Source organism: Qipengyuania sp. RANM35 (assembly GCF_041021145.2).
Taxonomy (GTDB): domain Bacteria; phylum Pseudomonadota; class Alphaproteobacteria; order Sphingomonadales; family Sphingomonadaceae; genus Qipengyuania; species Qipengyuania soli.
Genome location: NZ_CM196433.1, coordinates 1,575,230 through 1,598,733 on the forward strand (window position 1 = coordinate 1,575,230; position 23,504 = coordinate 1,598,733).

The window sequence follows — 23,504 nt, forward strand, 5'->3', positions numbered from 1 at the left end:
GGGGGCAATTCTCAAGATATGGTTAGCAGGGTGCTAACAATCGCATCGCCGATTTCGCTGGTCGAGGCCGTCCCGCCCAGGTCTCCGCCGCGGGTTTCGGAGGCCAATACCTGCGCCACGGCACGCTCGACGCGGTTGGCCTCCTCCTCGCGCCCCAGCGAATGGCGCAGTAGCATGGCGAGGCTGAGTACGGCGGCGACCGGGTTGGCCTTGCCCTGCCCGGCGATGTCGGGCGCGCTGCCGTGGATCGGTTCGTAAAGGCCGAAAGTGCCGAATTCGGTCTGGCGCTCTCCCAGGCTGGCACTGGCGAGCAGGCCGATCGAACCGACCACCGCACTCGCCTGGTCGGACAATATGTCGCCGAAGAGGTTGCCGGTGACGATAGTGTCGAACTGCCCGGGTGAACGGCACATCTGCATCGCGGCATTGTCGACATACATGTGCTCAAGCTCGACATCGGGGTACTCGGTGGCAATTTCGATCACCGTCTCGCGCCAGATACGACTGGTTTCGAGGACATTGGCCTTGTCGACGCTGGTCAGCTTTTTCCGCCGCTTCTGCGCGGCGCGGAAGGCGGTGTGGGCAATGCGACGCACTTCGGCCTCGTTGTAGGACATGGCGTCCCAGCCCTCGCGGCCCCCTGCGCTGTCGCGTTCGCCCTTGTCGCCGAAATAGACGTCGCCGTTAAGCTCGCGCACGACGAGGAGGTCGATGCCGCGGGCAATCTCAGGCTTGAGCGGGGAAAGGTCTTCGAGGCCCGGAAACCCTGCCGCGGGACGCAGGTTGGCGAACAGGGTCAGCTCGGCACGCAGGCCGAGGATAGCCTGTTCGGGACGCAGGTGGCGGGGAAGATCGTCACAAGAGAAGTCGCCTACCGCGCCGAACAGCACGGCGTCGGCCGCACGCGCCATTTCCAGCGTTTCGGCAGGAAGCGGGTGACCGTGGCGGCGATAGGCGACGGCACCGACATCGCCTTCGAACAAGGTCAGGCCGGGCAGCGAAAGCGCATCGAGAACGCGCAGCGCCTGCGCGGTGACTTCGGGTCCGATCCCGTCGCCGGGTAATACTGCAATCTTCATTCAATCATCCGTGCCAGCCGCTGCCTCAGGAGCTGTCTTGCGGCTAGAACGTCGGTACGCGTGTCGGCAAGCAGGTATCGGGCGATCAGACCCTCCTGCCGGTCGAGAATTTCCAAGGCCTGCCCAAGGTCCGCTATCGCAGGCCGTTCGCCGCCATAGCCAAGCTCGCGCAATAACAGCGCCTCGTAGGCAACCAGCGCCTCTACCCATTGCCGTGCGGAATCGGATGAACAGATCGCGTCGAGCAATCCACCCAGTGCTGCATAAAGGGTGGGATAGGGGTTGCGCTCGGGCAGGGCCGAGGCGGTCAGTGCGGTCGCCCAGGCGATGGCGGCAGCGGGTAGCGGCTCGGACAGCCACGGCCCCCGGCTTCTGACCAGTTCAAGACGGGCAAAGGGCAGCTGGCTGTCGGACTTCGCACGAATATCGGCAGCGACCACATTGCCGGGAATGACCACCGGCCGCAGCACCCTGCCCCGACCGCCCGCGACATAAGCCGCGACAAGCCCGCTCTCCTCGGTCAGCATCCGCGCGATAACTGCAGTCTCGCCATGCGGGCGCGCGGCGACGAGGATGGCGGGGGCGGACAACTGCATGCCCTTCCCCCTAAGCCCCGCAATCCCGAACGCAAAACCTCAATTGGCCGGCGTCTTGCCCTTACGGTAGCGGTCGAACCAGGTGATGATCGCCGATGCCTTGGCTGCACTCTGGCTCGGACGGCCGGCAATGCCATGGTGGCTCGCTTCGGGGACGATCACCAGCGTCGTGGGAACACCGCGTAGCTGGAGCGCGGCGTAATACTGCTCGCTCTCGGATGCCGGGGTTCGGTAGTCGTCCTCGCCCACCACGACCATCGTCGGGGTCTTGACGTTGCCCACCAGCGAAAGCGGGCTGCGCCGCCAGTATTCCATCGGCTGTTCCCACGGCATCGCCCCGAACCAGTAGCGCGGGGCAAAGGTGGCAAGGTCGGCCGTGAGCGACTCGCTGGTCCAGTTGATCACCGGTTTCTGCGTCGCCGCCGCCGCGAAACGATCGGTCTTGCCCACGGTCCAGCTGGTCAGCACCCCGCCGCCCGAACCGCCGGTGACGAACAGGTTGTCCGGATCCGCCACGCCGTCCGCAATCGCTGCATCCACAGCCGCCATCAGGTCGTCATAGTCGGGACCCGGATAGTTCTTGTCGATGAGGTTGGCGAAATCCGCCCCGTAAGAGGTCGAACCGCGCGGGTTGGTGTAGAGCACCGCGTATCCCGCCGCCGCATAGAGCTGGTAATCGGTCGAGAAACCGGGGCCGTATTCGGCATTGGGCCCGCCGTGGATCTCGAGGATCATCGGCACCCGCTCCCCGGGCCTGCGATGCGGCGGTTCGATAAGCCAGGCGTCGATGGCAAGCCCATCGGGGGCCTTCACCGCCAGCTTGCGCATCGGCGCGATGTCCTTGCCCTGAAGCCAGGTTGCGTTGAGGCGGGTCAGCTGGCGTGCCTTGCCTCCCGCGGCCTGCACGATGAGGTCGCCGGGCCGGTCGATCGCGGTGCCGGTGTAGGCGAGAGTGCCGTTCCGGCTCACGCTGAACTCGCCGGCGGCATAGGGACGGTCGGAGATCGCGCCGGGTTGCAACCCTTCGGCCACGACATTGCGCTTCCCGTCGAGCCCGATGCGGGCGAGCTTGGTCACGCCCTCGTCGGCATAGACCGCATAGATCGCGCCGCTGTCGGACCAGGCGAAATCGTTGATCGAGCGGTTGAGGCTGGCCGTGAGCGACCGCGGATTGGACCCGTCGGCGTCCATCACATAAAGCTGGGTGTCCTCGTATGCCTTCACACTGTCGTCGAACCCGAGATAGGCAATCTTGCGGCCATCGGGCGACAGCCTTGGCGCAAAGTCCGGGCCGACGCGATTGGTGACGGCGGTGATCCCACCCGAGGCAAGGTCGACGCGATAGATTTCGGATTCGCGTCCGGCGCGCTCCCAATCTTCCACGCGGTTGCCGGTGAACAGGATCGCACGACTGTCGGGCGACCAGGACAGTGGCCCGCCTGCATCCCATTTCCCGCTCGTGACCCGGCGCGATGCCCCGCCATCTGCACTAACGACGAAGACCTGGTCGAAGCCCGGCTTGGCATAACCGGCATCGTCGAAACGGTAGGTGACCTTGTCGATGATGGTCAGCGGCTTGGCCCACTCGGCGCCCTCTGGCTTGTCCGGAGCCTTGCCAAGGGTCGCCCCCTCGCCGGGCACGCGCATGCTGTAGGCGATTTGCCGCCCGTCGGGCGACCACGCGATCGAGCCGGGACCGTCAGGGAGCCCGGTCACGCGCGCACTGGTGCCGCTGTCGAGCCACATGACGTGAATCTGCGCGCCGTCGCTGCCGGCGGATACATAGGCGATGCGCTTGCCATCGGGGGACCAGCGCGGGGAGAAGTTCGCCCCGCCATCCGCCGCGAGCGGGCGCTGCGCGCCGCTCTTCACATCGACCAGCCACAACGAGGGCCTGTAAGTGTCCTTCATGACGTCGCCCGTCATGCGGACATAGACGATCTGGCTCCCGTCAGGGCTTATCTGCGGGTCCGCCGCACCTTCGAGCTTGAACAGGTCGTTGCCGGTGAATGCCCGCGTCGGCAGGTCTTGCGCCTGCAGACCTGCACCAGTGGCAGCGACCGCCAGTACGATCGCGGAAACTGCGGATTTGGCGATACGATGCATCTCATCCCCCTCCCAAGCGCCGGAACGGCGGCCGAGCGCGTTCTTGCGCCTCCCTACGGGTGAGCGCAAGCACCTGGGATCAGGGTATTTCGGGTGATCGAGGCCTCAGGCCTGCTTGTCGAGACGCGCCTCGAGCGCCGCAACGCGATCGGCCAGCTTGTCGGCCTCTTCCCGTGCCTTGCTGGCCATCATCTTGACCGCGTCGAATTCCTCGCGGCTGACGAAATCCATCCCGCCGAAGGTCTCCTTGGCCCGCTCGCGCGCGGCATCGCGTGCCTCGCGGCCCATGCCGGCAAGCGTACCGGCGGCCGAGTTGGCGAGTTTGACAAAATCGGCGATCAGCGGGTTCTGGCTTTGCATGGCGGCTATCTAGGCGCAGGCACGCGCGACATCAATTCCCGATGCGCACACGCTCCACCTGGCTTCCCCCGCTCGCGCCATCGGCGTCGGGATTGAGCTTGAGGAACTCGTAGTTGAGCAGCGTCGCGAAGCAGACCCAGGCAAGGTAGGGCACGAGCAGCAGCGCGGCGACGCGGCGGACCTTCCAGAACAGCACCATCACGACGAGCAGCGTGACCACGATGGCCGCGAGGATGCCCAGGGCGAGCGTGATCTGGTGCGCGCCGAAGAAGGTTGGCGACCAGGCGAGGTTGAGGAGAAAATGGACGGCGAAAGCGATCAACGCCGCGGTACGACCACGCGCGCCCCAGGCGGAGGCAACGAAGGCCACCGACAGGCCGATCATGATGTAGAGGATTGTCCAGACGATGCCGAACCACTTGGGCTCGGGGTAGATGTCGGGCTTCGCAAGCGACTGGAACCACTCGGACGCGGGACTTCCGACCATCCCGGCGAGAAAGCCAAGCAGCACGATCAGCGGCACCGTGAACAGGGCCCAGCGGATGAAACTAGCGCGCAGCTGCCCGCGCGAAGCCAGCATGTTCATGCAATCTCCCCAGATTGGCGAATCGTTAACCGCGTTTTGGCGAGCGAAGCGCCCCGGCGCAATGCACCCTCTCGTTTAGTCCCGAAAGGGTGCGGTTCAGAAGCGCAGCATCACCTTTCGCGCCAGCGCTGGCGAAGCGGAGTGGACGGCCTTCAACACCTTGACCATGCCCACATTCACTTCTTCGCGGTCCTTCTCGATCCCTTCGCGAATGGCGGTGGCACAGTCGGCGGCCGACATCTTGTTGCCGCCGCGTCCGGCGGTGAGCTGCGTGTCCACTACCGGAGGCAGCGCCTCGATAACGGTCACGCGCGTGCCCGCAAGCTGCGCACGGATGGCCTGCGTGTAGCTGCGCAGCGCTGCCTTGGTCGCGCAGTAGACTGGCCCGCCGGCACGCGGCGCGATGGCAAGGCCGCTGGTCACATTGACGATGGCCGCCTGCGGCCTCTCGCGCAGGCGCGGAACGAGCGCGGTGATCAGCCGGATGGGCGTGTTGAGATTGGCGTAGATGCAGTCGTCCGCATCGTCGACATCGGGCGCAGCTTCGCGAAAGTCGTGGTCGACCCCCTGCCCGGCGTTGTTGACCAGCACGTCGAGCTCGCGGGTTCCCAGCGCCTGCAGGATGCGATCGGCACCCAGGGGCGTGGAAAGGTCGGCCTCGATCGCCTCGAATCCGGCCTTGCGCATGGCGTCGAGCCGCTTGATCGAACGACCGGTCACGATCACTTCGGCTCCGCGATCCTTCAGCTGGCGCGCCAGCTGTTCGCCGATGCCCGCCGTGCCCCCGGTAACGAGGATGCGTTTTCCGTTGATGTCCATCAGGCTTTCACCAGTCCTTTCGCAACAAGGCTGCGAACGGTGTCCTCGATGGTCTGTTCCGCGGAGATGAATTTGAAGCCGAGCACTTCCTCGGTGTGCTTGCCCGAAACATCGCGGACATTGCCGAGCTCTCCCTTGATCTGTTTCATCTCGGGCATGAACGGCGCCAGCAGCTTCACCATGAAATCGGGCATGGGCCTGGAAGGCACCTTCTTCGCATATTCGGGAGTGCGCTGACGCACCGTATCCGCCATCTCGCGGATCCACATGAACTTTTCAGAGGTCGGGAAGCGCTCGCCGGCGACCTGTTCCGCCGGGGCCTCGATCGCGCGGACGTGCGCTTCGGCGACATCGCGAACGTCGGTCACGCAAATGCCCATGTTGGGAATGAGCGGTATCGACCCGTCGATGACCTTCTTGACGATCTGGATGCTGGTCGAAACGTCATCGTCATAGACCGGTCCGAAGACAGCGACGGGATTGACCGAGCAGAACACTATGTCGGGTGCATTCGCGGCGACCCAGTCGCGCGCGGCGCGTTCGGCGACAGTCTTGCTCTCGATATAGGGCGGGACGCCTGCATCGAGATTGGTCCAGTCCGTATGGTCGAAGTGGTCCTTCGCCGGATGGCCATAGGCGATTGCAGCGGCGGAACTGGTCTGGACGAAACGCTTGATGCCGACCGAATTGGCGAAGCGCAGCGCCCGCAGGGTGCCTTCGCGTGCTGGGACGACCAACTCGTCCTTGTCCTTCGGCACTCCGATCGGGAATGGCGAGGCAACATGCGCCACCGCGTTGCAGCCCTTCACTGCTTCCGCCCAGCCCTCGTCGCTCATCAAATCTGCCTGGAAGACCTTGAGCCGGTCACCCGCCGTCGCCCACCGCTGCTTGAGCTTGGGTTCGCTTTTCGCCTTGTTCCTAACGGTGGTGTGAACGGTGTAGCCCTTGGCCAGAAGCTGGTCGATGACTTCGCCGCCGATATAGCCGGTGCCCCCGGTAACGAGTACGGTACCTGCCATACTTTCTCCCCTTTGCGTGCTACCTACGAGTGCGGGTTGCAGCGGGCAACGGAGTTTCGATGGAACAGGTCGATTTCATAGTCGTCGGTGCCGGTATCGCCGGCATGTCCGCCGCCGCGAGGCTCGTCGGCCACGGCTCGGTCGTGGTGTGCGAAATGGAAGGCGCACCGGGCGTCCATTCCTCCGGCCGCAGTGCAGCCTTTGCCCATTTCGACATGGATGCACCTGTCGTCCGCGCCCTGACCGCCGCCAGCATGCCGTTCTTCGAGGAGCCGGCGGCGCACATCCACCCCGCCCTGTTCATCGCGCTGGAAGGACAGGAGGCCGCCCTCGACCGGGTCGAGGCGAACTATCGCGAATGGAGTGCGACGGTCGAGCGACTTAGCGTGGCAGAGGCAAGAACTCTGGTCCCCGTCCTGCGCGAAGGTGAAGGCGGGATCATCGGCGCCGTGCTCGATCGCACGGGGCGAAAGCTCGATGCTCACGCGATGCTCGAAGGGCACCGCAAGTCCTTGTCGGCGGCTGGCGGAAGACTTGCGACTGGTGCTGCCGTGTCCTCACTGCGCCATGAGGGCGGGCGTTGGCTTGTCGAGACCGCACAAGGCGCCTGGTCCGCCCGCGTGGTGATCAATGCAGCAGGTGCCTGGGTAGACGAGGTGGCGACGATGGCCGGGGTCGCGCCGATCGGCATTTCACCCCTGCGCCGCACGGTCATTACCTTCGACGCACCCGAGGGCCTCGACGTTTCGGCATGGCCTTTCACCAAGACGGTCGGCCCGGGCTTCTATATCGAACCGGAGGGACGTGCCCGCTTGCTTGCCTGTCCGATGGACGAGAACCCGACCGAACCCTGCGACGCGCAACCGGAGGAAGAGGATGTCGCCCTCGCCGCGTGGCGCGTTGAAGAAGCGACGACGCTGCAAATCCGCCGCCTTGCAAGCAAGTGGGCGGGCCTCAGAAGTTTCGTGCCAGACCGCAGGCCGGTGGCGGGTTTCCATCCCGATGCACCGGGCTTCTTCTGGCTCGCAGGACAAGGTGGTTTCGGCCTCCAGACCTCGCCCGCAATGGCACTGGCGGTGGAAGCCGTCGCCACGGGTAGCGAATGGCCGGAGGAGTTGCGCGTCGTCGGCGTGGACGAAGCATCCCTTTCGCCGGAGCGGTTTGCGTCATCAATGTGACAGCTATCAGCCGCTGATTGTGCTCAGCGAATTCCGCGGCAGAATCGGCCACATGCTCGTCACTGCCGATTCTCGTGCCGTCCTGAGAGACGCCCTGCGGCAGCGGCTGGGTGGTCAGCGAGCTGCCGAAATCGAAAAGGTCCTGCCCTGCCCTGCGGGGCTCAGCCAGGTCGAAAAGAGCGCGTGGCTGATGCTGCAGAACTGGTCGTCCGACGCGCCACTGCGTGAACAGTACCGGTCACTCGACGACTATTCCCGCGACCGGATGGAGCACCTGCTCGGCGCTCTCGACTGAATCGATCGAGGTTCCACGACTAGCGCCTCTGGAGCATCCGCTTGATCGTCTCGTGACGCCTGCGCCCGGGTAGCTGCGTCGCCACTTCGCGCTCCAGCTCCGTCCTGATTTCCTCGATCTCGCGATCGGTCAGGTGCTCGATCCCGACAAACTCGTTGCGCGCATCGTGGACCGACCGGATCAGCTCGTCGAGCTTGGCCTGGATCGCGGCTGCGTCGCGGTTCTGCGAATTCTGGATCAGGAAGACCATCAGGAAGGTGGCGATGGTCGTGCCTGTGTTCACCACCAGCTGCCATGTGTCCGACCAGCCGAAGTACGGCCCGCTGAGAACCCAGGCGGCAATGACAGTCACCGCGATGACGAAGGCGGAAGGCTGCCCGGTTGCCACGGCGGTGCGGGATGCAAAGGATGTGAAGAATCGGTCCATGGCAATGCCTCGACGTTGCCGGGAACACACAGCCGTGCCCCTTCCTCTTCGAAGCATATTCACCAACAGAGCCTGCGCAATCCGCCGGGCTGCGAAATCCGTGCAATTCGCCCTGGCGGCCCGGCGTGCGCCTAGCGCATGAGAACCAGTTCTTCCGCCATCGTCGGGTGGATCGCGGTAGTCGCGTCGAAATCTGCCTTGGTCAGACCGGCCTTCACCGCGATGGCCGCCGCCTGCATCATTTCCGCCGCATCAGGCGCAATCATGTGTATGCCGACGATCTTCCCGCTCTCGCCGTCGCAGACCATTTTCATCAGGCTGCGCTCGTTACGGCCCGCCAGCACGTTCTTCATCGGGCGGAAATCGGACTGGTAGACCTTGACGCTGCCGAGCTTGTTCTTGGCCTCACCCTCGGTCATCCCGACCGCGGCGATTGGCGGATGGCTGAAGACGGCGCTGGGGATACAGGAGTGGTCGACCGCCACCGGGTCGCCCTTGCCAAAGATGGTGTCGGCAAAGGCCTGGCCTTCGCGAATGGCAACCGGGGTCAGCTGGACACGGTCGGTCACGTCGCCGACGGCATAGATGTGATCGATGTTGGTCTTGCTGAAGCGGTCGACCTTGATCTCGCCCTTGTCGCCCAGCTCCACACCCGCCTTTTCGAGCCCCAGTCCTTCGATATTGGGAACGCGGCCGGTGGCGAACATGACCTGGTCGACATGCTCTTCGTCGCAATCGGACAGCTTCACGAAGAAGCCGCCGTCCTTGCATGGCTTGATATACTCGAACACCGTGTTGAACTTGAAATCTATGCCCTTCATCACCGAGATCTGCAGCAGGCGGTCGATCAGCGCCTGATCGTAGCCGCGCAGCAGCTTGTCGCTCCGGTTGACCAGCGTCACCTTGCTACCGAACTCGTTGAAGATGCCCGCGAACTCGTTGGCGATATAACCACCGCCGGCGATGATGATACGCTTGGGCAGCGCGTCGAGATGGAATGCCTCATTGGAGGTAATCGCATGCTCCGCCCCCTCGACATCAGGAATCTGCGGTCGGGCACCGGTAGCGATGAGGATGTATTTCGCGGTGACCTTCTTCCCGCTCGCCAGCGTGATTTCGTGCCCGCCGGTGATCTCGGCACGTTCGTGGAAGATGGTGACATCGTGGTTCTCGAGCGTGTCGGTATAGGCACCCTCGAGCCGGTCGACATCCTTCAGGACGTTGTCGCGCAGGGTGATCCAATCGAAGTCGCAGGTCTCGGTCTTCCAGCCGAAATTGCGCGCGTCCTTGAGGTCCTCGGCGAAATGCGCACCGTAGACGAGCATCTTCTTGGGCACGCAGCCGCGAATGACGCAGGTCCCGCCGACCCGGAATTCCTCGGCAATCGCGACCTTCGCCCCATGCGCGGCGGAAACGCGGCTGGCCCGCACCCCGCCCGACCCCGCGCCGATGGTGAAGAGGTCGAAATCATAGCTGTCGGACATGGAGCACTCCTTGGTTCGCGGACCGCGATATCGCGATGCGATACGCTTTTGCCAAGGCAGGAGTTACAGGCCGGGTCTAGTTTCGCGATGGTTCCTCAACCGCGAGGCGTCTCGCCACTTGCAGCGTCTGGACGACGAAAAGTGCAACCAGCACCAGTCCCACGCCACCTACGAACAGGTCGAAACCGTTCAACTGCGAGATGATCGGGTGTTCCCGACCAAATCCATACATGGCCAGGGTCAGGGCAATGAGAATGAGCCGCAGTTCTGTCGGTCCGGCATTCATGTAGGACAACCGCAATTCCCCGAGCACGCGCACAGACAGGAAGGCGTGGATCGACATCAGCAGGTACCCTGCAAGGGCCACCAAAGCGACTTCAAGCTGGACGAAAGGGCTTAACCCGATGCCGACCACCAGCAGTGTGGTCGCCAACCCGTCGCAGCTATGATCGAGGAAGTAGCCGTACCGCGGCCGTTCGATCTTGCGGAAGCGGGCGAGGCTGCCATCGAGCGAATCCCCGAACCAGTGCACGACATATCCGGCCACCGACAGCCACAGCCAGTCGCGGTCCAGATTGCTGCCGAGATAACCGGAAAAAACCATCAGAGCGCCAAGCATCCCGAAGGCAGTCAGCATGTCGGGCGATACGCGGCGCGGCAGGCGTGCACACAGCCAGTTCAAGGCGCGCCGTTCGATACGAGCGACGAGGTTTTCCTGGATACGGTCAATCGGGGTAATCTTGGGCTTGAAGGCCGGTTCCATCGTCTGGTGCTCCAAGCAATGCGACTTGGACGCGCTCATGCGCCCAAGCCGATCCAGTGTCCAGCAGCCAAACGATCAGGCTTGGCGACGGGCCCCCGAACGCCGACGGCGATTGCCGCCCCCGCCGGGTCGCTTGCCCTGCGGACGACCGCCGGGTGCCCCGCCCCCGCTTGCGCCATCGCGCTTGGGTGCGCCGGCACGGTTGGGGTGCTTGTTCTTGGGCTTCGGCTTCCTTGCCGCTGCATCGCCGGTGGGGCGGACGTTCGGGCGAGCGAGCTTGGGCTTCTGCTCGCGCTTGGTCGGCCCGACGCCCTCGACCACGGCACGGAAATTGTCCGGCAGCGGCAGGCGCTCGAACTCGGCGTCGGTCTTCTTGCGAATGTCCTTGAGGTAGTCGCGCTCGTCCTCGGCACAGAAGGCGATGGCGATGCCGTCACGCCCGGCGCGCGCGGTGCGTCCGATGCGGTGGACGTACTGTTCAGGCACGTTGGGCAGCTCGTAGTTGATGACGTGGCTGACGCCCGGAATGTCGATCCCGCGCGCAGCAACGTCGGTCGCAACCAGCACAGGCGTGGTGCCGCTGCGGAATTCGCCCAGCGCGCGCTCGCGCTGCGGCTGGCTCTTGTTGCCGTGGATGGCATTGGCGCGCACGCCGACCTGGCCGAGCTTCTTCACCACGCGGTCGGCACCGTGCTTGGTGCGGGTGAAGACGAGCACGCGCTCGAACTCGCCCGGCACGCGGTGGCGACCCTTGAGGATCATCTCGATCAGGGTCTGCTTCTCGTCCTGCTGGACCATGAAGAGATACTGCTCGATGCGCTCCGCCGTGGTGCTCTCGGGCGTCACCGAGACGTGGACCGGCGACTGGCAGTATTGCGCGGCAAGGTCCTTGATCGACTTGGGCATGGTGGCGCTGAAGAACAGCGTCTGGCGCTCCTTCGGCACCAGCTGGCTGATGCGCTTCAGGGCGTGAATAAAACCGAGGTCGAGCATCTGGTCGGCTTCGTCGAGGACGAGGATTTCGACGCCGTTGAGGGCAAATGCCTTCTGGTCGATCAGGTCGAGCAGGCGGCCCGGCGTGGCCACGAGGATATCGGTGCCGCGGTGGAGCTTGTTGCGGTCCTTGTTGACCGAAGTGCCGCCGACGATCGACTGCACCTTGAGTCCGGCGAGCGCGCCGTAGTCCTTGGCCGACTGGGCAATCTGCCCGGCCAGTTCGCGGGTCGGCGCAAGCACCAGCATGCGGCAGGACTTGAACGGGGTCTGCTTCTCCGCCTCGCGCAGGCGGTCGATGGAGGGCAGCATGAAGGCGGCCGTCTTGCCGGTGCCGGTCTGGGCGATGCCCATGAGGTCGCGGCCCGCGAGGACGGGAGGAATGGCCTGCTCCTGGATCGGAGTGGGCGTGTCGTAGCCCTTGAGATCGAGGGCCTGGAGGACGGGCTGCGACAGCCCGAGATCTGAAAACTGAGTCATGTGTACTCGCATCGAATGCGGCGCGCTCGCGGCTCCAGGGCGGAGTCCGGGCGCGGTCGCGGGGTTGAAAACCACCCGCGTGAAAAGGGAAGTCCTTGAAAAACTGGACCGAGGCGCGGCCGGGGCGATGGATGTCTCCACATCGCCGCTTCACGCTGGCTAGCGCGCTTCGATTACGGCCATGTGGATGCTGCAGTGCAAAAAGTCAATCCGCTTCGGGTTGAGAGGTGTCGGACAGGTCCGGCGCTATCGCACTGTCATACGGTGCGGATATCCGCCACACGAGGCCGGCGGGATCGAAGTCCAGCGTCACGTCGGCACGCATGGCGAAGGCGGGATTACGTTCGATAATGGTGGTGCCGAAGCCCTTGCGCTCGGGCTTTTCAACCGGCGGCCCACCTCGCTCGCGCCACTCCATGACAAAGCGCCTGTCTTCGCCTTCGCCTTCGAAGCCCCAGGTAACATCGATCTCGCCCGTGTCGTTTGCGAGCGCCCCGTATTTCGCGGCGTTCGTAGCGAGTTCATGGATGGCGAGGCCCAGCGCCTCGGCAGGGCCGGGCTTCAGCATCACCCGGTCACGGGGACCCGTGTGGATGCGTCCTTCTGCTATGTCCCCGACATGCAGTATCTGCGAAGCAACAATGTCCGCGACGACCGCCCCGACCCAATCTCCTTCGTTGAGCAGGTTCTGGTTGGCCGAGAGAGCCGCGATGCGACGAAGCAATGCATCGGCAAGCTCGCTGTCACTGGCCGATGCCGTGCGATTGACGATCGCCTGAACGGTGGAGAGCATATTGCGCGCACGGTGGTTCACCTCGCGCATGAGCAAGGTGATGCGCTCGCTCGCTTCGCGTTGCTCGGTGATGTCGGTATTGGTCCCGCACCACAGCAGGACGTTTCCTTCATCGTCCTTGAGCGGGTTGGCGCGCGACAGGAACCAGCGAAATTCGCCATCGGCACCCCTTAGCGGGAATGTGTCCTCCCAGTCTTCACCCGTATCCCATGCGTGCTGGATCCGCTCGACTACGCGATCGACGTGATCGGGGTGGTGGACATTCTTCCAGCCCCACCCCTGCATCTGCTCGAGTGTGGTACCGGTGTAATCGTACCAACGCTGGTTGTACCAGAAGATCCAGCCCTTGCTGTCCGCCATCCAGGCAAGCTGCGGTATGTATTGGGCCAGCGCCACGAACTGTTGCTGGCTTTCGCGCAGTTCCTGGCGGAGCGTGCTGTGTTCACGCAGGTCGTGCGCGATCTTGGACGCGCCCACCACCGCACCGGTGGCATCCCGGATCGGTGAGACCGTAACTGCGATGGGAATGACAATTCCCGCCTTGGTTTGCCGGAGGGTCTCGAACTTCTTCACCAGTTCGCCTGCCCGGACCCGAGCAAGGATGGCGTTTTCCTCATCCTGGCGGTCGGGCGGAATGATGCGCCGGATGCTTTCGCCGATCATTTCTTCCGCGGTCCAGCCAAACAGCCGCTCGGCCGCAGCGTTCCAAGAGATGACCACGCCATTGAGATCCTTGGAAACGATGGCGTCGGTCGAGTTGGCGACGATCGCGGCAAAGTGCGCATCGCGGAATGATTGGTCAGCAAGCTCGTTCATCGATTGCTTCCAATTATCACGACTACGCCGAACTGGAATGAAAAAATCGACCTAACCCAACCCAGCTGCCTTGAGCAGAGCGTCGGTGCTGGCGTCGAACTGTTCTCCGCCCTTCTCGATCGCCTTGGCCATCTGCTTGCCCAGTTCGACGCCGAACTGGTCGAAGGGGTTGATGCCCATCAGCACGGCGTTGGCGAAGGTGCGGTGTTCGTGGAAGGCAATCAGCGCGCCCAGGGTCGCCGCGTCGAGGTCGTCGCACAGCATTGTCGCGGAGGGCCGATCGCCAGGGTAGTTGCGCGCCGGGTCCTCGCCCGCCTTGCCCGCCATCAGTGCCGCACCCTGCGCAAAACAGTTCATCAGCAGGATGCGGTGGTGTGCGGCGTCAAGGTCGTCGCCGGGCGCTATGCTGGCTATGAAGTCGACCGGAATCAGGTGGGTACCCTGGTGGAGCAGCTGGAACACCGCGTGCTGCGCATCGGTGCCGACTCCGCCCCAGGTGATCGGTGCCGTCGGACCTTCGACCGGCTGCATCTCGGCAGTAACACGCTTGCCATTGGATTCCATCTCGAGCTGCTGGAGGTAATCCGGGAAGAGGCCCAGCCGCTCGTCATAGGCGAACACGGCGCGGGTCTGGCATCCGCGCACGCGCGAATAATAGAGATCGGCAAATGCCGCGCGCAAAACGAGGTTGGCCGCCCCGTCGGTATCGCGGAAATGCTCGTCGATTGCCCTCGCGCCTGCAAGCATCGCGCGGAAATCGTCCATGCCGACCGCCATTGCGATCGGGAAGCCGATGCTCGACCAGATCGAATAGCGGCCGCCGACACTTTCCTGGAACGGCAGGATGCGGGTTTCATCGACACCCCATTCGACTGCCTTTTCGGGTGACGCGGTCAGCGCGATCACGCGCCCGCCCGGGTCCGAAACGCCATTGTCGCGCAGCCACTTCAGCGCGCTTTCAGCGTTGGTCATGGTCTCGATCGTGGTGAAGGTCTTGCTTGCCACCGCAACCAGCGTCTTGGCCGGATCGCAGGCAGCGAACGCCTGCTCCAGCGCGACGCCGTCGATGTTCGAGACGACATGGACGTCGCAATAGCTGAGGTCGCGGCTCAACGCATCGACCCCCAGCGCAGGGCCCAGAGCACTGCCACCGATACCGATGTGGATCAGGTGCTCTATCTCGCCCAGTGCGCCCGCATGGATAGCTTCGACCAGCATGCCCATGCGGTCGATCAGAGCCGCGGCTTCCTCGACCTTGGCGGGATCGCCCGTTCCGCGCAGCGTCGCATGGTCGGCGGCACGGCCCTCGGTCGGATTCACGACCTCTCCGGCAAACAGCTTGGCGCGCATTCCGCCGAAATCCATCGCCTCGGCCAGTTCCTCGAAGGCGGCAATGACGTCGCGGTCGAGGTGGGTCTTGGACCAGTCAAACAGGATGCCCCCGTCGCCCAGTTCGATCCGGCCGGAGAGCATGGCGACGCGTTCTGCACCCGCAGGCTCGTCGGCGCCCTCGCCGCCGTCACGCTGGGCGCTGAACAGTTCTCCCAGCGTCGGGCGCGGCAGGGATGCCAGTTTGTGCCAGAGCTCGGTCGGGGTGGTCATCGCGCAAAAATCCTTTCGTGTGCCGACTGCCGCGACTAGGGAACTCGGCGATGATTGAGAACCCCGCATGACAGATCAGGTGATGGATACGAATGCCGTCGAGGGCGGCGAGCGCAAGGAGCAGGAAAGCTGGGGCAGCTTCCTGTGGTTCTGCACCAAACTCGTGCTCGCGGTGCTGATTTTCCGCACGTTCCTGTTCAGCTTCTTCACCATTCCCAGCGAGAGCATGTTGCCCGGCCTGCAGACCGGCGACTACCTGATCGCGGCCAAGTGGCCCTATGGCTACAACGAGAATTCGCTGCCCCTGGGGATTCCGGGCCCCAGGGACCGCGTATTCGGAAGCCTGCCTACCCGCGGCGACGTGGTGGTGTTCAAGCACCCGGTCGACGGCACCGAATACGTCAAGCGGGCCATTGGCCTTCCCGGAGATACGATCGCGATGCGCAACGGCGTGCTGGTCATCAACGGCGAGATGGTCCCTAAGAGGAAGATCGCCGACTTCCTGATGCCGGTAAGCGCAAACACCCGCTGCCACCCGCGCGGACAACTAATGCGCTACCCGAGCGGCAACGAAGCCTGCCGCTATTCCCGCTTCGAGGAGACGCTGCCGGGTGGCAAGAAAATCCAGGTGCTCGACTTCGGTGCTACCATCCAGGACGATTTCGGCCCTGTCGTCGTGCCTGAGGGGCAGGTATTCATGATGGGCGACAACCGCGACAACTCGATGGACAGCCGCTTTCCTGCAGTTCCCGGGGGCGGCGTGGGGCTGGTCGACCAGAACGCGCTGGTCGCACGCGCCAGCGTGGTGCTGTTCTCCACCGATGGCAGCGCCGAATGGTTGCTCCCCTGGACATGGTTCACCGCCGCGCGCTGGGACCGGATCGGGCACGGCATATGAGCAGGGGCATGTCCGACGATACCCGCGCATGGCTTGAAGCGACCGGCTTCACCGTGCGTGACGAGGAAATGTGGCTCGCCGCGCTGACCCACGGCAGCATGGGCGAAAAGCGCGATTACGAGCGGCTGGAGTTCCTCGGCGATCGTGTTCTCGGCCTCTCGATCGCCAACTGGCTCTATCGCCAGAGCACCGCGCCCGAGGGCAAGCTCGCACAGCGCCTCAATGCCATCGTCAGCCGCGAGATGTGCGCCGAAGTCGCCCGCGGCATCGGCCTGCCGGCACATATCCGCATCTCGAAGCAGGCCCATGCCGATGGCGGCCGCAACAGTGACAACATCCTGGGCGACGTTGTCGAAAGCCTGCTCGGCGCGCAGTATCTCGACAACGGTTTCGAAGCCTCCCGCGAGGTCGTCGAACTGCTGTTCCGGCCCGCACTCGAAAGCGGAGCCGGCAAGGCCAAGCATCCCAAGAGCGCATTGCAGGAATGGGCCGCGGGTAACCAGCGCAAGCCGCCCGAATACGAGATCATCGACCGTTCGGGCCCCGACCACGCGATGACCTTCACGGTGCGCGTACGCGTTCACCGCGTCGGCGAGGCGGAAGGGACTGCAAGCAGCAAGGGCGAAGCTGAGAAGGCCGCAGCCAAGGAATTCATGGAGAAATACGGGTGAGCGATAGCGCAACCACAAGGTGCGGCGTCGTGGCCGTGCTCGGTGCCCCCAATGCGGGCAAGTCGACGCTGGTGAACCAGCTCGTCGGCCAGAAGGTGGCCATCACCAGTGCCAAGGCGCAGACGACGCGGGCGCGGATGATGGGCATTGCCCTCGAAGGCGACACGCAGATGATCCTGGTCGACACGCCGGGCATTTTCGCGCCCAAGCGCCGCCTCGACCGCGCCATGGTCAGCGCGGCGTGGGAAGGCGCGGAAGCTGCCGATGCGGTCCTGCTGCTGGTCGACCCGGTCAAGCAGCGCCGGCACGAACTCGAACCGCTGGTCGAACAGATTGCCGGCCGGCCCGAGCGCAAGATTCTCGTCCTCAACAAGGTCGATGTGGCCAAGAAGGAGCCGCTCCTCGCACTGGCGCAGGAACTGGGTAAAAAAGTCGACTTCGCCGAGGTGTTCTTCGTCTCCGCCCTTACCGGCGACGGCGTGCCCGAGATGAAGGCCGCGCTTGCCGCAATGATGCCCGAGGGTCCCTGGCACTATCCCGAGGACCAGGTCAGCGACGCCAGCGAGCGCCTGCTTGCCACCGAGATCACCCGCGAACAGCTCTACAAGCAGCTGCACGAGGAACTTCCCTACGACAGTGCGGTGCGGCCCGAGAAGTACATCCAGCGCAAGGATGGCAGCGTCGAGATCCACCAGCAGATCGTCGTCACCCGCGACAACCAGCGCGCCATCGTGCTCGGCAAGGGCGGTTCGAAAATCAAGGCCATCGGCGAGGCGGCGCGCAAGGAACTGTCCGAAGTACTGGGCCAGAAGGTCCACCTCTTCCTTCATGTGAAGACCGACGAGCGCTGGACCGAGGACAAGGAAATGTTCGAGGAAATGGGCCTCGACTGGGTGCGCTAAATGGGAGGGGCCTCAATTAGCCTCGGCCCCACGTCCCTGACGCTCGGCGCGGCGTTTGCCGTCGGCCTGCTGATTGGCATCGAGCGCGGCTGGAAGTTGCGTTCAGCTGCCGACGGGTCGCGAGTTGCCGGAATCAGGACCTTTACACTGCTCGGACTCGGTTCAGGCGTGGCAGGCCTGCTGCAGTCACTTGGCTACTCGCTCGTTGCCGGTTTGATCGTCGCCGGCCTTGCTGGCGTTACAGCCCTCGGATACTGGCGCGATATGCAGTCCAGCGGGCGCGCAGATGCTACCACCGCCGTCGCGGCGATGGTGACGATCGTTCTCGGTTTTCTCGCAGGTATTGGCCAGCCGGCTCTTGCAGTAGCGGGCGCGGCAGTGGCGACTTTCGTCCTGGCGCTGCGGAGCGAGACGCATCGGCTGATCCACCTGCTCGACGAGGAGGACATCAAGGCGCTCGCCCGCTACGCCGTGATCGCGGCGGCGGTCTATCCCTTCCTGCCCAACGGACGTTTCGGCCCCTACGACGCCTGGGATCCACACGCGCTGTGGCTGGTGGTGATCGTCGTCACCGGCTTCTCCTTCGCCGGATACGCCGCCAACCGGGTGTTCGGGGCGAAGCGCGGGACCATCGCGACCGCCATCATCGGCGGGGCCTACAGCTCGACGGCGGTGACGTATTCCTTCTCGCAGAAGCTTGGCGCAGGAGAAGGTGGCGGGGCGGAGAATGCGGGTATCGCGCTGGCCACGGCAGTCATGTACCTGCGGGTGATCGTGCTGGTCGCGATCCTCGCGACGAGCCTGCTGGTGCCCTTCGTGATCATCGTGGCTCCGGCACTCGTGACGGGTTTCGCTGTCAGCTGGTGGCTCTATCGCCGGGCGCCGCACAGCACCGGCGCGGCCCCGCCGGGCAACCCGATTGCCCTGCTTCCCGCCTTCACCTTCGTCGCCTTCGTCGCGGTCGCTGCCGTCGTCGCGCGCTGGGCCGAGGGGACCTTCGGCGAACAGGGCATAGCGGTCCTGCTGCTGGTCATGGGCACGATGGATGTCGATGCGGCGATCATCACCGCCGGGGGACTGGAGCCGGGCACCATCGCCCCTCACCTCGCCGCGCTGGCAATCGGCGGGACTATCCTTGCCAACATGACCGTGAAGCTCGGTACCACCCTCGCCTATGGCAAAGGCGCCGCGCGACCCGCAGCACTGGCCCTCGGCGCGAGCATGGCGGTACTGGCGGGGAGTTTGGTGGTAGGGTACTTGCGGCTCTAGTGGGAGAGCGGGATAGTGGTAACCAGCGACGGTCCGCACAGGCGAGGGAAATCGAAGCTCACGAGAATGGCGCTTGTCCTGGTCTTGATTTTGGCCGCACTTGCGGTGCTGGGGCTGACGCTCAAGTTTGCCAATCCCTTGCCGGCCCGGGATCGCTTTCCACAGGACGCATCGGTCACAAGGTCCGACAGCTCCCTTGTAGACCGTCTCGCGCCCCTCGCCAACGGCAATCCGGGCAAATCGGCGGTCATGCTGCTAACGACCGGACTGGATGCCTTCGCCATGCGCATCGCGATGGTGCGCAGGGCGGAACAAACGATCGATGCCCAGTATTACATCTGGGAAGACGACCTTTCCGGCTCGCTGCTCCTCTCCGAGATCGTCAAGGCTGCGGATCGCGGAGTGCGCGTTCGCGTGCTGATCGACGACAATCCCACCGCCGGACTCGATCCGATGTGGGCATCGGTTGTGACCCACCCGCTCATCGATGTGCGCATTTTCAACCCGATGACGATCCGTAGGCCGCGGCTCGCCAATTACCTCTTCGACTTTCCGCGCCTCAACCGCCGGATGCACAACAAGTCGCTGACGGTCGACAATGCCATTACCGTGGTCGGCGGGCGCAATGTCGGCGATGTCTATTTCGGTGCGGCGAGCGAAGGGCTGTTCATCGACCTCGATGCCCTCACCTTTGGAGCGATTGTCCCGGAAGTCTCAGCGGAGTTCCAGCGTTACTGGACGAGCGATGCGGCGTATCCCGCCGAGCTTATCCTCGGGGGCGTGGAGCCAGAAAGAACCGAACGGTGGCGCAACCCCCAATTCGCCGATAGCCCGCTGGCTCAGGCATATGCCAGCGCCACCGCTGCCGCTTATGCCGAGCTCGAGACAAGCTTTGCCGAAGGTGGCTTCACCTGGGCGGCCGTTGAATTGCTCGCAGATGATCCGCGCAAGGCTGAAGGACGTGTCCGCGAGGACGAGTTGCTCGTGGCGCGCCTCGCGCCGATCATCACCGGTGCACGAAAACGGTTCGACATGATCTCGGGCTATTTTGTGCCCGCCTCGCGAGGCACGGAATGGCTCTCCTCGCTCGCCCGAAGTGGCGTGACGACGCGGGTCGTCACGAACAGCGTGAGCGTGACCGACGTTCCCGTCGTGCATGCGGGATATGTCCCAAGCCGCAAGCCGCTCGTCGCTGCCGGCGTTCAGTTGTTCGAACTCCGCCCGCTCGGCGAAGACGCGCGGCTCGAAATGAAGCAGTTCGGCACTTCTCGCTTCAGCGGCGGTGGCGAGAGCCTGCATGCCAAGACGTTTGCGGTCGACGCGCAGCAGTTGTTCGTCGGCTCCTTCAACTTCGATCCCCGCAGCGCCCTGCTCAATTGCGAAATGGGCTTCGTGATCGAATCCCCTGAACTTGCGGGAGAACTTGTCGCGCGCCTGGACAAGCGACTGCCGGGTGGCGCCTACAAGATTAGTGCCCGGGACGATGGTGAACTCATTTGGACAGCCTCGATCAAGGGGCAATCACGAGAGTACCGGACCGAACCAGGCACCAGTGCGCTTGGGCGGTTCTTGATCTGGGCCCTCTCCAAGCTGCCGATTGCATGGCTGCTGTGAGGCCAGGCTAACGCTTCTTGGCAATTCCGATCTTGTTCTTCTTGGCGAAGTCCTTGGTCGATTCCTCGCTGCGATTGAGCGCCTTGGCGATTTCCTTCAGCCCTTTGCCCTTGGCTGCCAGCGTGCGCAGCTGACCGGCCTCGTCGCTGGTCCAGGGCTGCTTGTGGCGCTCGAAATGTTCCTTGGCCATCAGCTGGCTGCCTTCTTCGCGGCTGCCTTCTTCTTCGGAGCAGCCTTCTTCTTGGCCGGAGCCTTGCGGCCCTTTTTCTTGGTCGGGCCCTTGGCAGCACGAGCGTCGATCAGTTCGATTGCCTGCGCTTCGGTCAGGTCCTCGGGCTTCACGTCCTTGGGGATCGTCGCATTGGTCGTGCCGTCGGTGACATAGGGGCCGTAGCGGCCCGGCATGACCTTCATCTCGCCGCCGCTGGTCGGGTGCGCGCCGAGGGTCTTGATCGGCTCGGCCTTGGCGCGCCCGCCTGCCCCGCCGCGATTGGCGGCCTGGGCAAGAATATCGACCGCACGGTTCATGCCGACATCGAACACTTCGCGCGTGCCCGACAGCTTGCCGTACTTTCCGTCATGGCGCAGATAGGGACCGTAACGTCCTATATTTGCTTCGATTTCCAGACCCGTTTCGGGATGCGCCCCGACGATGCGCGGCAGGCTCAACAGCTTCAGCGCCCACTCAAGGTCGAAGTCGTCGAGGTCCTTGGGAATGCTCGCGCGCTTGGCCTCCTTGCCCTCGCCCAGCTGGACGTAGGGACCGAAGCGGCCGCTCTTGCGCTCGACCGGCAGGCCGGTCTCAGGATCGTTGCCGAGCACCGCGTCCTCGCCCCCGTCACCGTCCGCGCCGCCCGGCTTGGCAAACTGGCGGGTATACTTGCACTCGGGGTAATTGGCACAGGCGACGAAGGCGCCGAATTTGCCGCCACGCAGGGCCAGCCTGCCGTTCTCGCGCCCCTCAACCTCGCACAGCGGGCAATGGCGCGGGTCCTTGCCGTCGGCACGTTCGGGGAAGAGGTAGTCGGCGAGGAAGTCGTCGAGTTCCTCGGTCACTTCCGAGGGCTTCTTCTCCATTACCTCTTCGGTCTTGGGCTTGAAGTCCTTCCAGAACTCGGCGAGCAGCGCCTTCCAGTCCTCGCGCCCGTCGGAAACGGTGTCGAGTTCCTCCTCCATCCCGGCAGTGAAGTCGAAGGCGACGTAACGCTCGAAGAAACGTTCGAGGAAGGCCGTCAGCAGGCGCCCGCTTTCCTCGGCGAAAAAGCGGTTCTTTTCCATCCGGACATAATTGCGGTCGCGCAGCGTCTGGATCGTGCTGGCATAGGTCGAGGGACGGCCGATGCCGAGTTCCTCCAGCCGCTTGACGAGGCTGGCTTCGGAGAAACGCGGCGGCGGCTGGGTGAAGTGCTGGTTGGCCTCGACGCCCTTCTTGAGCGGCGCATCGCCCTTGGCGAGCGTCGGGAGCAGGCCGTCCTCGTCGTCCTCGGGGTCGTCGCGGCCTTCCTGATAGACGGCAAGGAAGCCGGGATACTTCACCACCTGGCCGCTGGCGCGCAGCTCGTGGCGGCCGGTCGGATCGCGCAGCGTGACGGTCGTCCGCTCGAGGCTGGCGGCGGCCATCTGACTCGCCATCGCACGCTTGAAAATGAGGTCGTAGAGCTTGCCCTCGTCACCCGATCCTGCGCGGTCGCGGTTGAAGTCGGTCGGGCGGATGGCCTCGTGCGCTTCCTGCGCGTTCTTCGCTTTGGTCTTGTACATCCGCGGACTGTCAGGGAGCGCGTGGCCACCGTAACGGTCGGCCACGGCCTTGCGACAGGCGGCAATGGCGCTGCCGTCCATGCTCACCCCGTCGGTACGCATGTAGGTGATCGCGCCCGCTTCGTAGAGCGACTGCGCCAGGCGCATGGTGTGGCTGGCCGAGAAACCCAGCTTGCGCGCCGCCTCTTGTTGCAGCGTCGAAGTGGTGAACGGCGGCGCCGGATTGCGCTTGAAGGGCTTGGTCTCGACCTCCTCGACCGTGAAGCTGGACGCCTCGACCGCCTTCTTCGCGGCCATGGCACTGCCCTCGTTGCCGAACGTCATCTTGTCGAGCTTGTCGCCGTCGAACTTGACCAGGCGCGCGTCGAACTCTGTCCCGTCATGCTGGAGCTTGGCGATGACCGACCAGTATTCTTCTGCACGGAAATGCTCGATCTCGATCTCGCGGTCGACGATCAAGCGCAGCGCCACCGATTGCACGCGGCCCGCGCTCTTGGCCCCGGGCAGGCGTCGCCACAGTACCGGGCTCAGCGTGAAGCCGTAGAGATAGTCGAGCGCCCGGCGCGCGAGGTACGCGTCGATCAGCGGCTGGTCGAGCTCGCGCGGTGACTTCATGGCGTCGGTCACCGCCTGCTTGGTGATCGCGTTGAAGGTCACGCGCTCGACCTTGTCGGGAAGCGCCTTCCTCTTCTGTAGCAGTTCGCGAACATGCCAAGAAATCGCCTCTCCCTCGCGGTCGGGGTCGGTGGCGAGGATCAGGCGGTCGGCCTTCTTGGCATTGTCGGCGATATCCTTGAAGCGGCTTTGCTTGTCGCGATAGAGCTCCCAGTCCATCGCGAAATCCTCGTCCGGACGAACGCTGCCGTCCTTGGGCGGCAGGTCGCGCACGTGGCCGTAGGAGGCCAGGACCTTGAAGTCCGAACCCAGGTATTTCTCGATAGTTTTCGCCTTGGCGGGCGATTCAACGATGACCAGTTGCATGGGGTAAGATGCAGT

At 64.2% G+C, this 23,504-nt stretch carries 22 protein-coding genes; 7 read left to right on the forward strand and 15 right to left on the reverse strand.

The window, feature by feature from the left end; all coding sequences use genetic code 11:
• Positions 1-11 precede the first annotated feature (11 nt).
• From leuB to RAM60_RS07915, 7 genes are all read right to left on the reverse strand, one after another.
• Positions 12-1,079: a 3-isopropylmalate dehydrogenase gene (gene leuB, locus RAM60_RS07885; RefSeq protein WP_369027235.1), complete on the reverse strand. Its 1,068-nt coding sequence runs from the start codon at positions 1,077-1,079 to the stop codon at positions 12-14.
• The gene (gene recO, locus RAM60_RS07890; protein ID WP_369027234.1) at positions 1,076-1,675 is read right to left on the reverse strand and encodes a DNA repair protein RecO; all 600 of its coding nucleotides are present in this window, start codon (positions 1,673-1,675) and stop codon (positions 1,076-1,078) included. The genes leuB and recO overlap by 4 nt, the downstream gene beginning before the upstream one ends.
• Before the next feature lie 39 nt (positions 1,676-1,714).
• The gene (locus RAM60_RS07895; RefSeq protein WP_369027233.1) at positions 1,715-3,781 is read right to left on the reverse strand and encodes a prolyl oligopeptidase family serine peptidase; all 2,067 of its coding nucleotides are present in this window, start codon (positions 3,779-3,781) and stop codon (positions 1,715-1,717) included.
• Between the two features lie 105 nt (positions 3,782-3,886).
• The gene (locus RAM60_RS07900; protein ID WP_200980846.1) at positions 3,887-4,141 is read right to left on the reverse strand and encodes an accessory factor UbiK family protein; all 255 of its coding nucleotides are present in this window, start codon (positions 4,139-4,141) and stop codon (positions 3,887-3,889) included.
• A gap of 31 nt (positions 4,142-4,172) precedes the next feature.
• Positions 4,173-4,727: a TspO/MBR family protein gene (locus tag RAM60_RS07905; RefSeq protein WP_369027232.1), complete on the reverse strand. Its 555-nt coding sequence runs from the start codon at positions 4,725-4,727 to the stop codon at positions 4,173-4,175.
• A 96-nt stretch (positions 4,728-4,823) separates the two neighbouring features.
• Positions 4,824-5,546 carry an SDR family oxidoreductase gene (locus tag RAM60_RS07910; protein ID WP_369027231.1) on the reverse strand — a complete coding sequence of 241 codons (723 nt, stop codon included), beginning with the start codon at positions 5,544-5,546 and terminating at the stop codon, positions 4,824-4,826.
• The gene (locus RAM60_RS07915) at positions 5,546-6,565 is read right to left on the reverse strand and encodes an NAD-dependent epimerase/dehydratase family protein (RefSeq protein WP_369027230.1); all 1,020 of its coding nucleotides are present in this window, start codon (positions 6,563-6,565) and stop codon (positions 5,546-5,548) included. The genes RAM60_RS07910 and RAM60_RS07915 overlap by 1 nt, the downstream gene beginning before the upstream one ends.
• A 59-nt stretch (positions 6,566-6,624) precedes the next feature.
• Between RAM60_RS07915 and RAM60_RS07920 the strand changes: the two genes are divergently transcribed.
• A complete protein-coding gene (locus RAM60_RS07920) occupies positions 6,625-7,743 on the forward strand; it encodes an NAD(P)/FAD-dependent oxidoreductase (RefSeq protein ID WP_369027229.1) in 1,119 nt (372 codons plus the stop codon).
• A gap of 52 nt (positions 7,744-7,795) precedes the next feature.
• Complete coding sequence (locus RAM60_RS07925) at positions 7,796-8,038, forward strand: hypothetical protein (RefSeq protein WP_510639558.1); 243 nt, start codon at positions 7,796-7,798, stop codon at positions 8,036-8,038.
• A gap of 19 nt (positions 8,039-8,057) precedes the next feature.
• Here the strand turns inward: RAM60_RS07925 and RAM60_RS07930 are convergent, their stop codons facing one another.
• The 6 genes from RAM60_RS07930 to pgi all read right to left on the reverse strand — a co-directional run bounded on the left by RAM60_RS07930 (position 8,058) and on the right by pgi (position 15,396).
• Positions 8,058-8,465, reverse strand: coding sequence for a low affinity iron permease family protein (locus tag RAM60_RS07930; RefSeq protein ID WP_200980852.1), 408 nt, complete (start codon positions 8,463-8,465; stop codon positions 8,058-8,060).
• A gap of 131 nt (positions 8,466-8,596) precedes the next feature.
• Positions 8,597-9,949, reverse strand: a complete 1,353-nt coding sequence (gene gorA, locus RAM60_RS07935) for a glutathione-disulfide reductase (protein WP_369027227.1) — start codon at positions 9,947-9,949, stop codon at positions 8,597-8,599.
• A gap of 76 nt (positions 9,950-10,025) precedes the next feature.
• Entirely contained in the window at positions 10,026-10,712 is a 687-nt protein-coding gene (locus RAM60_RS07940; RefSeq protein WP_369027226.1) for a CDP-alcohol phosphatidyltransferase family protein, read from the reverse strand.
• A 75-nt stretch (positions 10,713-10,787) separates the two neighbouring features.
• Positions 10,788-12,185, reverse strand: a complete 1,398-nt coding sequence (locus tag RAM60_RS07945) for a DEAD/DEAH box helicase (protein WP_200980855.1) — start codon at positions 12,183-12,185, stop codon at positions 10,788-10,790.
• 205 nt (positions 12,186-12,390) lie between these two features.
• Positions 12,391-13,794: a PAS domain-containing HWE histidine kinase family protein gene (locus RAM60_RS07950; RefSeq protein ID WP_369027225.1), complete on the reverse strand. Its 1,404-nt coding sequence runs from the start codon at positions 13,792-13,794 to the stop codon at positions 12,391-12,393.
• Between the two features lie 51 nt (positions 13,795-13,845).
• A complete protein-coding gene (pgi, locus tag RAM60_RS07955) occupies positions 13,846-15,396 on the reverse strand; it encodes a glucose-6-phosphate isomerase (RefSeq protein ID WP_369027224.1) in 1,551 nt (516 codons plus the stop codon).
• Between the two features lie 67 nt (positions 15,397-15,463).
• Here pgi and lepB point away from each other — a divergent pair, with 67 nt between their 5' ends.
• The 5 genes from lepB to RAM60_RS07980 all read left to right on the forward strand — a co-directional run bounded on the left by lepB (position 15,464) and on the right by RAM60_RS07980 (position 20,750).
• A complete protein-coding gene (gene lepB / locus RAM60_RS07960; RefSeq protein WP_369027223.1) occupies positions 15,464-16,294 on the forward strand; it encodes a signal peptidase I in 831 nt (276 codons plus the stop codon).
• A gap of 8 nt (positions 16,295-16,302) precedes the next feature.
• On the forward strand, positions 16,303-16,965 hold the full coding sequence (rnc, locus tag RAM60_RS07965) for a ribonuclease III (protein WP_369027222.1): 663 nt from the start codon (positions 16,303-16,305) through the stop codon (positions 16,963-16,965).
• Positions 16,962-17,867, forward strand: coding sequence for a GTPase Era (gene era, locus RAM60_RS07970; RefSeq protein ID WP_369027221.1), 906 nt, complete (start codon positions 16,962-16,964; stop codon positions 17,865-17,867). The genes rnc and era overlap by 4 nt, the downstream gene beginning before the upstream one ends.
• Complete coding sequence (locus RAM60_RS07975) at positions 17,868-19,136, forward strand: MgtC/SapB family protein (protein WP_369027220.1); 1,269 nt, start codon at positions 17,868-17,870, stop codon at positions 19,134-19,136.
• Between the two features lie 66 nt (positions 19,137-19,202).
• Positions 19,203-20,750 carry a phospholipase D family protein gene (locus RAM60_RS07980; RefSeq protein ID WP_369027219.1) on the forward strand — a complete coding sequence of 516 codons (1,548 nt, stop codon included), beginning with the start codon at positions 19,203-19,205 and terminating at the stop codon, positions 20,748-20,750.
• 7 nt (positions 20,751-20,757) lie between these two features.
• Here the strand turns inward: RAM60_RS07980 and RAM60_RS07985 are convergent, their stop codons facing one another.
• Both RAM60_RS07985 and topA read right to left on the reverse strand, forming a co-directional pair.
• Positions 20,758-20,940 (reverse strand): hypothetical protein, encoded by a 183-nt coding sequence (locus tag RAM60_RS07985; protein WP_369027218.1) that lies wholly within the window; start codon positions 20,938-20,940, stop codon positions 20,758-20,760.
• Positions 20,940-23,489, reverse strand: coding sequence for a type I DNA topoisomerase (gene topA / locus RAM60_RS07990; RefSeq protein WP_369027217.1), 2,550 nt, complete (start codon positions 23,487-23,489; stop codon positions 20,940-20,942). Before topA ends, RAM60_RS07985 begins: the two co-directional genes overlap by 1 nt.
• Between the last annotated feature and the right edge of the window lie 15 nt (positions 23,490-23,504).